The following is an 11766-nucleotide window of genomic DNA, read 5'->3' as shown; positions in this document are numbered from 1 at the left end:
ATGATTTGAACTCAGGCAAGAAAAAAAGGGTCTATTCTTTTCCGCGTCAGGTGGCTATGTATCTTCTGAAAAAATATACATCCCTGACCTATCAACAAATCGGGGATGTATTCGGTCGAAAAAATCATTCCACCGTGATCTATGCCGTCAAACGAATCAGCCGTTATAGAAAGGAAGACAAGGATGTCCGGGATCAACTCGACCAACTAGAGAAACTCCTTTCTTGACCGGACACCTGAGAGGTCTTACGGCTTTTTGAAAAACATTGCATTTCTGGATCTTTAACAGGTATTCGTGGCGTTATCGAAAAAATGCCGTCAAAATAGGACACGAAAATGGTAATTGATCTTTTTCTGTGTACGGACAGATCAAAAAACCGGGAGAAAATCGAAACTTTTCAATATTGATCTCTTTTTTTTCCAAGGGGTTAAGTAAATATTCAACAATATGACAAACTCTTATTATTAATACTATTGGAGGATAAAATGGAAATAAAAGTAAACAGGGATCAACTGTACAAATCCATTTCCAGGGTCCAAAGCATCATCGAAAAGAGAACCAACATGCCCATTTTATCCATGGTCCTCATATCAACGGGTGATCAGCTGATCCATGTTTCTGCAACGGATCTGGAAATCAGTTTTCAAGAACGAATCCCTGCTGAGATTATCTTCCCGGGAAACATCACTATCTCCGGAAAGAAACTTTTCGAGATACTGAAAGAAAGTAAAAAAAATGAATTATATATAAAAGAAAAGGAAAACCATTGGGTTTTCATTTCAGATGAAGAAGCCCGATACAATCTGGCCAGTCTTCCTCCTGATGAATTCCCTGTCTTTGTTGAACCGGAGGATGTCCCGACAATTGAAATTCTGGGCGAAACCCTTCAGGAGATGATATCCAAGACCATCTATTCCGTGACCATGGATGAGGCTGGGTTCAAACTATCGGGTATCTATGTTGAGAGGGTGATCAAGGAAGGAAAAACTTTCCTTAGAATGGTATCAACGGATGGACATCGACTTTCTCTCATCGATAAAGAGATTGAGGGTGTGGATGATTTGGAACTGGATGGGGGCATCATGGTGCCGAAGAAAGGGATGTCCGAACTTTACAAGCTTGCTGCTGAAACCGAAAGCCTTCGTCTGGGATTCAAGAAAAACCATTGTGTGGCCAAGACAAATGATGCCGTTATCGTAATTCGGCTGTTGGAAAGCAAATTTCCGGATTACCATGCGGTCATACCGAAAAATGTCGGCAGTTCGATCAACATCCAACGAACGGATCTTTTGGACGGGATGAAAAGGATGGTTATCTTAAGTAATGAAAGCTACAAAGGTGTTAAAATCACTTTAGATAAAGATAACATGGAATTAGTATCGATCAATCCTGATCTTGGAGACGCCCAGGAGAACCTTCGAGTGGATTACCAGGGAGAACGTTTGGAGCTGGGTTTCAACGCTCGTTATTTTATCGACGTGCTCCAGGCCATGAAAAGTGAAGTGGTTGAATTGGGTTTTACGGATAACTCCAGCCCTTGCCTGTTAACGGGAGCAAAGGATCAAGGGTTCCTGGGACTTATCATGCCCATGAGGCTGTAAAATGGAAGGAATGGTAAAGATTAAAAGAAAAATGGATTCAGTAGAATACGGTGCGGAAAGTATAAAAATCCTTGAGGGACTGGACGCGGTCCGGAAGCGGCCCGCCATGTATATCGGAAACACCTCTTTCGAGGGTCTTCACCATCTTGTCTATGAGGTGGTGGACAATAGTATCGACGAGGCCCTTGCAGGATTCTGCGATAAAATCGATATACAGATTTTTGGGGACGGGAGTGTAGTCGTCCTGGACAACGGGCGCGGTATACCCGTGGACATCCATGAAACGGAAAAGGTCCCTGCCGTCGAGGTCGTTATGACCAAACTCCATGCAGGAGGAAAATTTGATAACAAGAGCTACAAGGTATCGGGTGGCCTCCATGGAGTCGGGGTCTCAGTGGTAAATGCCTTGTCTATTTTTCTGGAAGTAGAGGTCTTCAGAAATGGAAGGATCTATTTCCAGCGTTTCGAACAGGGCCTCAAAAAGACGGATTTGACGGTAAAGGGTGAAACAAGGAGGAGGGGGACCCGTATACATTTCAAACCCGATCCTGAAATATTCGAGACGACGGATTTTGATTTCGATACCTTGGCCAAAAGGATGAGGGAACTATCGTTCCTCACCAAAGGGGTCAGGATCCGGATTTCCGACGAGCGGAGCGGGAAAAAGCGGGAGTTTTTCTATGAAGGGGGAATTATTTCCTTCGTGGAATATCTGAACAAGAATAGGGAAGTGTTGCATCGAAAACCAATATACATGTCAGCAGAGAAGGGCGGGATACTGATGGAAATCGCGCTCCAATACAATACTTCCTACAAGGAAAATATATTCAGCTTCGCGAATAATATAAATACGAAGGAGGGAGGGAGCCACTTAAGCGGATTCAAGGCGGCTCTCACCCGAAGTATCAACCAATATCTCCAGAATTCCCCGCTATCAAAGAATTTCAAGGAAAAACTGTCAGGTGACGACGTTCGAGAAGGGCTTACGGCGGTGATCAGCGTAAAGCTGCCCAATCCCCAGTTCGAAGGGCAGACCAAGACCAAGCTTGGAAACAGTGAGGTCAAAGGGCTGGTGGAGAATGCCGCAAATGAGGGTTTGAGCAGTTTTTTCGAAGAAAACCCCCCGATCGTCAAATCGATTTTATCCAAGGTCATTGAGGCGGCAAGGGCCCGGGAGGCTGCAAGAAAGGCAAGGGATCTGGCACGAAGAAAAGGGGTGCTCTCTGATCATTCCCTGCCGGGGAAACTTGCAGATTGCCAAGAGCGGGATCCCGCCAGGAGCGAAATCTTCGTGGTAGAAGGGGATTCGGCTGGAGGATCGGCGAAGCAGGGAAGGGATCGGCGCTTTCAGGCGATCCTCCCGCTGAAGGGAAAGATTCTCAACGTGGAGAAAGCCAGGTTTGACAAGATGATCTCCAGCGAAGAGATCCGAACCATGATTGCAGCCCTGGGGACCGGGATCGGGGAAAAAGAGTACGATATAATGAACCTGAGATATCACAAGGTGATCATCATGACAGACGCCGACGTGGATGGTTCCCATATCCGTACCTTGCTCTTGACCTTCTTTTTCCGCTGGATGCCTGAATTGATTGAAAACGGATATCTCTTTGTGGCACAACCGCCCTTATACCGCGTTATGGAAGGAAAGAAGGAGATATACCTAAAGGACGAGGAAGCCTTTAAAAACTTCGTTTTGAATCGAATATCCTCTAATGAAAAAATCATCCTGGACAATGGACAGGATATCTCGGGAACCCGCCTCATAAAATTTCTGAAAGGCTTGATCAAATTCTATGACAGCCTCGACAGGCTTTCCAGGAGAGGTTACCTGAGAAGGTTTATAGAGTTTCTGGCCTCATACGGTGTCAGGGAAAAGGCGCTATTCAGGGATAAGGAATTTGTGGGCAGGTTTCTGAAAAGTCTTGAAGAGAATGGTTTTAAATTACATGACGTCAGGGTTAATGAAGACAACGGATACTATGAATTCACGGTTGAGGAGTCATTGAACGGCGGACAGGCCCTCTTGGTGAATTGGGAATTTCTCTCATCGCCGGAACTCAAGCAACTCATTGGATATTCGAGTGAGTTTCGCCAATTGAAGGAAGGGGCGAAGATCCTTGCGGCGGATGGAAAGTTTAGAAAAATCGAAGATCCGAAAAAACTCCTGGAGGAACTCCTTGAGAAAGGCAAAAAAGGCCTGACCATACAGAGGTACAAAGGTCTGGGTGAAATGAACCCGGAACAGCTCTGGAAGACGACCATGAACCCTGAGACCCGCTCTCTTCTCATGGTCAAGATCAAGGACGCCGTTGAGGCGGACGAGATCTTCACGGTCCTGATGGGGGACAAGGTGGAACCTCGGAGGGAGTTTATCCAGAACAACGCCCTGGAAGTCACCGAACTGGATATCTAAAGAGGGACGGACATGGAAGCGGATGTGAATATCAAAGCGGTAAACATTGAAGACGAGATGAAAAAGTCTTACCTGGAGTACTCCATGAGCGTCATCGTGGGAAGGGCCCTGCCCGATATCCGCGACGGCCTCAAGCCGGTCCACCGAAAAGTGCTCTATGGTATGCATGAACTGCGCAACTACTACAATCGCCCCTTTAAGAAGTCCGCAAGGGTGGTCGGGGATGTTATCGGTAAATACCATCCCCACGGAGACGCAGCCGTTTATGACACCATCGTTCGGATGGCCCAGGATTTTTCCATGCGGTATCCTTTGGTGGACGGCCAGGGTAACTTCGGATCCGTAGACGGGGATCCGCCCGCGGCCATGCGTTACACTGAGGTGCGGATGACCGCCCTGGCCCAGGAATTCCTTGCCGATATCGACAAGGAAACCGTGGATTTTGTCCCCAATTACGATGATTCTCTCACCGAACCAACCATTCTGCCTACCACCATTCCCAATCTTCTCATCAACGGTTCCTCGGGGATCGCCGTGGGAATGGCCACAAATATACCTCCCCATAATCTCTCGGAGGTCTGCGAAGCGGTGATTCATCTCATCGACGATCCCCGGATCAGTACGGCAGAACTCATGAGGATTTTACCGGGACCGGATTTTCCAACAGCAGGATTCATCCTAGGAAGAAAAGGTATCCGGGAGGCTTACGAGACCGGGCGGGGGATTATCAAGGTAAGGGCGAGGGCCTTCATAGAAAAGGTCGGGCACAACAGGGAAAGGATCGTAGTTACGGAGATCCCTTACCAGGTAAACAAGGCAAGACTCCTGGAAAAGATAGCCGAACTCGTAAAGGAGAAAAAAATAGAGGGAGTATCGGATATCCGGGACGAATCGGACCGGGAGGGAATGCGGATCGCCATAGATGTCAAGAGAGATGGAAAGGCCCTTGTGATCCTGAACCGCCTTTACAAGTTCACCCAGATGGAGACGTCTTTCGGGATTATCATGCTGGCCATCGTAAACGGGCGGCCGGAGATATTGAATCTCAAGGATATCTTGAATCACTTTGTCAATCACCGCCGGGAGATCATTATCCGCAGGACCATCCATGATCTCCGTAAGGCTGAAGAAAGGGCCCATATACTCGAAGGCCTCATGAAGGCCCTGGATTTTCTCGACGAGGTCATTGAAACCATACGTTCTTCTTCAGATCCCAAAGAGGCCAAGGCCAGGCTCATGGAAGAATTCGATTTTTCAGAAGCTCAGGCCCAGGCCATCCTTGACATGAAACTCCAGAGACTCACGGGACTTGAACGAGAGAAGATAAATTCCGAGTACCGGGATCTCATAAAAAACATAAACAGGTTCCGGGCCATACTGGATAGCCCGCAGATGGTCCTTGAGATCATCAAGGAAGAGATGAGGACCATAAAGGCCAAGCATGGAGATGAAAGGAGAACAGAGATCCTGGGTGAGACCACTGAAATCGACGTTGAGGACCTTATAGCCGAAGAGGACATGGTCGTTACCTTCAGCCATGAAGGCTACATCAAGCGCAATCCCATAAGCCTTTATCGGGCCCAGGGGCGGGGCGGGAAGGGAATGACCGGGGTCAAGACCAAGGAAAAGGATTTCGTCGAATTGCTCTTCGTCGCTTCATCACATGATTATCTCCTTTTCTTCACCAACAAGGGAAAGGTCTACTGGAAAAAGGTTCATGAAATTCCGGAGGCCGGACGGCTTTCTAGGGGCAAGGCCATCGTGAACCTGCTCGAACTTCAAAGGGGTGAAAGGGTTGAGACGACTCTTGCGGTCAGGGATTTCGAAGAGGGTAAATATATTGTCATGGCCACAAGGCAGGGGATCGTGAAAAAGACGGATCTCTTGGCCTACAGCCGGCCCCGGAGCGGAGGGATCGTCGCCCTGAAGATACGGGAGGATGATGAGCTGATCGCCGCAAGGGTTACAGATGGCAGGCAGGATATCTTTCTGGCCACCAGGAAAGGAAAATCCATACGGTTCAGCGAAGAAGACATAAGGCCCATGGGCAGGGTCGCCACCGGAATACTGGGGATCCGCCTGGAAAAGGGCGATGAGGTGGTTGGAATGGACGCCGTAAGGGATGGGGCAACCATTCTCACGGTCACCGAGAACGGATATGGAAAGAGGACCAGGACGGAGGAATACCGAGTCCAGTCCAGGGGAGGCAAGGGAGTATTTACGATCAAAACCTCTGAGAGGAACGGACCGGTGGTCTATGCCTACCAGGTATCTGACCATGATCAATTGATGATCATCACGGAACACGGAAAGATTATCCGCCTGAGGGTGGCCGACATCTCCGTGATCGGCCGCAACACACAGGGCGTTAAGCTCATCGACCTTAGCGAGGGAGAAAAGGTTGTGGGGGTGGCAAAGGTTGTTGAAGAGGATTGATCCCTGAATCCTGCAGGCGATTTTCGTATAATCGGGCAGAATAACGGACAGACTATGACCTAAACTGAGGGATAGGGTTTCAAAATTCGATGATTTGAAAAATATACACATATGGCATGCCCTTGACCTTACAGGTTATGATACCTTATCAGACACTACCATGTATTTATTCTTTTGATATATCTAAATAAAAGGATCTCATCAAAATTTTGAAACGCTCAGTTTAGGTATGAGAAGGATCTTTTCGTGGTGAATGGGGATTTCAATCAGATCGGCGTAATCGGGGCCGGGAGCTGGGGGACCACCCTGGCCAATTTTCTTGTGGAGAAGGGATACCGGGTGGACCTTTGGGTCCGGGAAAAGGAGGTTTTTGAGGCCATCCGGGATGAAAGAATCAACCCCGTCTTTTTACCTGGAATGCCGCTTTCTCCAAAACTTCACCCTGTGTCGGGTTATGAGGAGGCCCTGGAGGGCAAGGAGTTGATTCTCCTCGTGGTGCCTTCCCATGTCTTCAGGCAGGTGCTCGAGGGCCTGAAACCTCACCTCCGGCCGGACCAGATACTGATGGCGGCGACCAAGGGGATTGAAAACGAAACCTTGATGACCATGTCCCAGGTGGTGGAGGACGTTCTCCCCCGTGCCTTTTCCGAACGATTCGCCTGCCTGGCGGGTCCGAGTTTCGCGAGGGAGGTCTACAAGAGGCACCCTACTGCCGTTACCATCGGGTGCAGGGACCGGGCCCTTTCCGAAAGGCTCCAGCAGACCTTTTACAGGGAGTTTTTCAGGGTCTACGTCAGCCAGGATGTCCTGGGAATAGAACTTTGCGGGGCCTTGAAGAATGTCATAGCCATTGCGGCCGGTGCGGCGGACGGGCTTAATTTCGGACACAACGCGAGGGCCGCCCTTATCACCCGGGGGCTGGCGGAGATCACCAGGCTCGGGGTGCGGATGGGCGCCAATCCCATGACCTTCGCCGGTCTCGCCGGGATGGGGGATCTGGTCTTGACCTGTACGGGGGACCTCAGCCGCAACAGGAGCGTGGGTCTCAAGATAGGTCAGGGGTACAGTCTCCAGGAGGTGCTGGACGGAATGGACATGGTGGCCGAAGGGGTCAGGACCTCCAGGTCTGCCCGTGATCTGGCCAGAGAGTGGGAAGTGGAGATGCCAATCACCGATCAGGTGTTCGACATCCTTTACCGGGGAAAGGATCCAAGGGAGGCCGTGAGGGATCTCATGACAAGGGAACTCAAACCCGAATTGGAACACCGTTTGCCGATAGAGGAAAGGTCGGTGTGAAAAGGGAGGTCCATAGTGCGGGCCCTCCAGACAGAGACTTCCCGCCTTCAAAGAGATGTGCTCTTAGACCGGAAAGGATTCAGGAATCCCTCCGGGGAAAGCTTTTTTCCGTCAACTTCGTGTATAAAAAAACCGTTGACTCCACTAACCGGCTCGCAAAGGACCTTGGGCGCCGTGGAGCTCCGGACGGGACCCTGGTCCTTGCCGAACAGCAGAGTGCCGGGCGGGGCCGGAGAGGGCGCAAATGGCTCTCGCAAGGCCATGCGAACCTCCTCTTCTCCCTGGGCCTGAGACCGGGTATACCTGTTGAGCGTGCCTTTGTCCTGACCATGGTGCTGGCCCTCTCTGCTGTTGATGGGATCAGGGAGGTGGCCGGAGTTCTCCCCATGATAAAGTGGCCGAACGATCTTTATCTGGGCGGAAGAAAGCTCGCCGGGATCCTTTCAGAATTCTCGGTCAAGGATGACCGGATAGATTACCTCGTCCTCGGTATGGGAATCAACGTGAACTGGGCTCCGGGGCACAACCCGGAACTTTCCTATCCTGCCACCAGCCTGTTGCAAGAGACACGGCGGCCTATAGACAGAGAAGAACTCCTCCTTTGCATCCTGCAATATTTCGAGAAATCCTATCCATCGGTAACATCCGGAGATATCAGCGGTTTTTACCGGAGATGGAACGAGCTTTCACTGGTCCTGGGCAGGGAGGTGATGATCGAGTCAAGCGGGGAGGTATACCGGGGCACGGCCCTTGGAATCGACGATAAGGGTGCCCTTTTGCTGCGGGAACCGGGGGGAGGGGAGCGTAGGATCCTGGCAGGGGACGTCTCCCTCAGGCTGGCGGGTGCGCGCTGTAACTTGGAGGAACACCCATGAAGGTACTGGTAACAGGAAGGCTTCCGGATGAGATCCTTGCCCTTTTGGGAAAGGAGCATGATCTTGAGTTAAACCGGGAGGATCGCCCGATGGAGCGGGAGAAGATCCTGGAAAAGGTGAGGGACAAGGAGGGGCTCCTTTGCATGATCACGGATACCGTAGACAGGACCCTGCTGCAGAGGGCTCCCCGCCTGAAGATGATCGCCAACATGGGGGTGGGATACGATAACATTGATCTCAACGCCGCCTCCAGCCATGGGATCCCCGTGTCCAACACCCCCGGCGTCTTAACCGAGGCAACGGCGGATCTGGCATTCTCCCTCATCCTGGCCGTTGCCCGCAGGATCGTGGAAGGAGACCGGCGGACACGCATGGGAGAGTTCCGCTTCTGGGCCCCGCTTCACTTCCTTGGAAGGGAGGTGTCCGGAAAGACCTTGGGCATCGTGGGTCTTGGAAGGATCGGCAAAGCCGTGGCCAGGAGGGCGAAGGGTTTCGATATGAAGGTGCTTTACCATAATCGGAAACCCCTGGATGAAAAGGAGGAAAGGGCCCTGGGGGTCGAATACCGTACCTTCCGGGAGCTTTTTTCCCAGGCGGATTTCATTTCCCTCCATGTTCCCCTCTCAGAAAAGACCCGGCACCTGGTGAACAGGGAAGCCCTGGGATGGATGAGGCCCGATGCCTACTTGATCAACACCTCCAGGGGGGCAGTGGTGGATGAAGGGGCCCTTGTGGAGTTCCTGAAGGAAAGGCGCATCGGGGGGGCCGGGTTGGACGTATATGAAAATGAACCCCGCTTGACGCCGGGCCTGGCGGAGCTTGACAACGTGGTGCTCCTGCCCCACCTCGGAAGCGCCACCCTGGAGACCCGGACCCGGATGGCGCGACTGGCCGCTGAAAACCTGCTCGCCGGCCTCAGGGGGGAGCGCCCCCCCAATTGCTTGAACTGGGAAGAACTCGGCCGGGCTAAATCCCGAGCATGAGCTTTACGGTCATGAAATAGATGAAAAGCCCTGTAATGTCCACCAGGGTGGTAAGCGCTGGACTGGCCACGACCGCAGGGTCGAAACCTGCCTTGTCCGCACCCAGGGGAAGCAGGGCGCCCATGAGGGTTGCGGTGATCACCTGGATTCCCAGAGCAGCGGCGATTGCGGTCCCCACATCGACCAGGGAGTGGCCTAAGGGGAGGCCGCCGCTGTTTGTGAAAAAGATCACCCTGGCGAAGGCAAGGGAGGCGAGCAGGATGGCGAGCAGGATGGAGACCTTCATTTCCTTGAACAGGATACCCAATACGTTGCCTGGAGTGATTTCCTTCAGGGCTAAGGCCCGGATTACCAGGGTGGCCGATTGACTCCCGGTGTTGCCGCCCGTGTCGGCCAGCATGGGCATGAAGGTGGCCAGGATGGTGAACTGGATCAGTAGTTCCTCAAAACTTTGGACGATCCACCCTGAAATCAATCCGAAAAGAGCCAGAACCACCACCCAACCGCAACGGTTGCGGAAATGTTCCCATGCGGATGTGCGCAGGTAGACCCCGGTTTCATGGGCCCCACCGATGGCCATGAATTTCTCGAGGTCTTCCGTGTGTTCCTGTGTGATGATATCCATGGCATCATCATGGGTTATGATGCCGACCAGGTTGTCGTTGCCGTTGATCACCGGCAGGGCGATGAGGTCGTATTTCTGGATCTTGCGGGCCGCCTCCTCCTGGTCATCGTCGGTGCGGGCATAAATGACGTCGGTGTACATGATGTCTTTGACCAATCTTTCCGGCCGTGCGAGGATCAGGTCTTTCAAGGAAACGAAACCGATGAGCCTGCGATCCCGATCCACGACGTAGGTATAGTAGATGGTCTCGGTATCGGGGGCCTCGAGGCGCAGCCTGTTGATGGCCTCCTGGGCCGTCCACTCAGGGGACAAGGTGGCGTAGTCTGAGGTCATCACCGACCCGGCGGTCCCCTCTGGATAGGAGAAGAGGTTGCGGATGTCTTCCCGCTCGGCCTTGGCAACGGCCGGGAGAAGGTTTTCAAGCCTCTCCTCGGGAAGCTGTTTCAATAAATCCACCCGCTCGTCGTGGGCCATCTTGGAGATCATAACGGCCGCTTCTTCTTGTGTCATGAGTTCGATCACGGCCAGTTGGATTTCACTGTCGAGGTGACTGAAGATGTCGACCCGCACGGTGGGCTCTACGAGGAGAAGGATGTCCCGTATCTCCGTCATGGTGAGGCCGGAAAGAAAATCGGCGATCACTCCGGGATGGCTGTCGGAACAGAATTCCCGGAGGGCATGGATATCTTTCTTGGCGAGGAGTTCCCGGATCTCGGGAATAAGGAGAGGATTTTTCATGGTTCACCTCCTAACGGCCGCTGATCCTCGTCTCGTGGGCGGCCGGAGGCGAACCCGTGGAGAAGCGATCAGGAAAGAGTCATCAGTGGATCCGCATCATCGGCCCCCTGGTGGATAGTCTGCGGCCGGTAATCCCGCTCAGAAGGCATGATAGACGCATGGAAGCGTCGAGGTCCATCGTCACTACTCGGACCATCGGAACCGTTCATATTGTCCTCCTGAAAACCTGGCGTAAATGATTATTCCGACCCAAGCGAGCCCCCTGAGCCGGCTGAGATTCCCATAAAAAGTATGCCAACATAACACCGTCCGAGGAAATGTCAAGAGGAAAGGGCGGGGCAAAGGCGCCGAAGTGCTTTTGCATTAGGGTGGGTTTGGCTCGTCGCGATTTTACTCAAGATACCCCGCTGCAAGCAGCATTTTAACGGAAACTTTACTCGTCCATTGTGTCAATAGCATGTTAATAGCATTTCAAAATGTCCGGTTTGAAATTTAACCTTAAGGATTGATCCCAAATTATGCATGATAAATTTTGAAAGAAGCCATTTATTTAATAATTACAGACCGTTAGGCATCTTTCCAGATCAGATTACATTCACCCAAAAGGTGCGGTCCGGAAACATCAAATCTATTCAAAATTTGTCACCCTTCGGGATTGCCGATTTTGCCGAATCTATGCTGTGTTGTAAGGCGTGGGTGAAGGGTAAAAGGATGTTCCCTCCGCTACGTTCCCGCCCAACAACCGGCGGGCAATCACTGCCCATTAATCTGATTTGGTGAGTACTTCAATTCGATA

The 11766-nt window shown here is 51.7% G+C and carries 9 protein-coding genes; 8 read left to right on the top strand and 1 reads right to left on the bottom strand.

Annotation, left to right across the window (positions count from 1 at the left end; translation table 11 throughout):
- From JRF57_13815 to JRF57_13785, 7 genes are all read left to right on the top strand, one after another.
- Positions 1 to 227 (top strand): chromosomal replication initiator protein DnaA (locus JRF57_13815; protein MBW2304774.1); only part of this gene is annotated, 227 nt, incomplete at its 5' end.
- A 258-nt stretch (positions 228 to 485) separates the two neighbouring features.
- Positions 486 to 1601 (top strand): DNA polymerase III subunit beta, encoded by a 1116-nt coding sequence (gene dnaN, locus JRF57_13810; GenBank protein ID MBW2304773.1) that lies wholly within the window; start codon positions 486 to 488, stop codon positions 1599 to 1601.
- A gap of 31 nt (positions 1602 to 1632) precedes the next feature.
- Positions 1633 to 4017: a DNA topoisomerase (ATP-hydrolyzing) subunit B gene (gene gyrB, locus JRF57_13805; protein MBW2304772.1), complete on the top strand. Its 2385-nt coding sequence runs from the start codon at positions 1633 to 1635 to the stop codon at positions 4015 to 4017.
- A gap of 12 nt (positions 4018 to 4029) precedes the next feature.
- Positions 4030 to 6453 carry a DNA gyrase subunit A gene (gyrA, locus tag JRF57_13800; protein ID MBW2304771.1) on the top strand — a complete coding sequence of 808 codons (2424 nt, stop codon included), beginning with the start codon at positions 4030 to 4032 and terminating at the stop codon, positions 6451 to 6453.
- A gap of 249 nt (positions 6454 to 6702) precedes the next feature.
- A complete protein-coding gene (locus JRF57_13795) occupies positions 6703 to 7749 on the top strand; it encodes an NAD(P)-dependent glycerol-3-phosphate dehydrogenase (protein ID MBW2304770.1) in 1047 nt (348 codons plus the stop codon).
- Complete coding sequence (locus JRF57_13790) at positions 7746 to 8624, top strand: biotin--[acetyl-CoA-carboxylase] ligase (protein MBW2304769.1); 879 nt, start codon at positions 7746 to 7748, stop codon at positions 8622 to 8624. The genes JRF57_13795 and JRF57_13790 overlap by 4 nt, the downstream gene beginning before the upstream one ends.
- Entirely contained in the window at positions 8621 to 9607 is a 987-nt protein-coding gene (locus tag JRF57_13785; protein MBW2304768.1) for a D-glycerate dehydrogenase, read from the top strand. The genes JRF57_13790 and JRF57_13785 overlap by 4 nt, the downstream gene beginning before the upstream one ends.
- Here the strand turns inward: JRF57_13785 and mgtE are convergent.
- Positions 9591 to 10970, bottom strand: coding sequence for a magnesium transporter (gene mgtE / locus JRF57_13780; protein MBW2304767.1), 1380 nt, complete (start codon positions 10968 to 10970; stop codon positions 9591 to 9593). The genes JRF57_13785 and mgtE overlap by 17 nt on opposite strands.
- 56 nt (positions 10971 to 11026) lie before the next feature.
- Here mgtE and JRF57_13775 point away from each other — a divergent pair, with 56 nt between their 5' ends.
- A complete protein-coding gene (locus JRF57_13775; GenBank protein ID MBW2304766.1) occupies positions 11027 to 11209 on the top strand; it encodes a hypothetical protein in 183 nt (60 codons plus the stop codon).
- Positions 11210 to 11766: the final 557 nt, after the last annotated feature.

It is taken from the genome of Deltaproteobacteria bacterium, from assembly GCA_019310525.1.
In the GTDB taxonomy this organism is placed as follows: Bacteria; Desulfobacterota; DSM-4660; order Desulfatiglandales; family HGW-15; genus JAFDEE01.
This window is presented reverse-complemented; position numbering and strand designations above follow the sequence as displayed.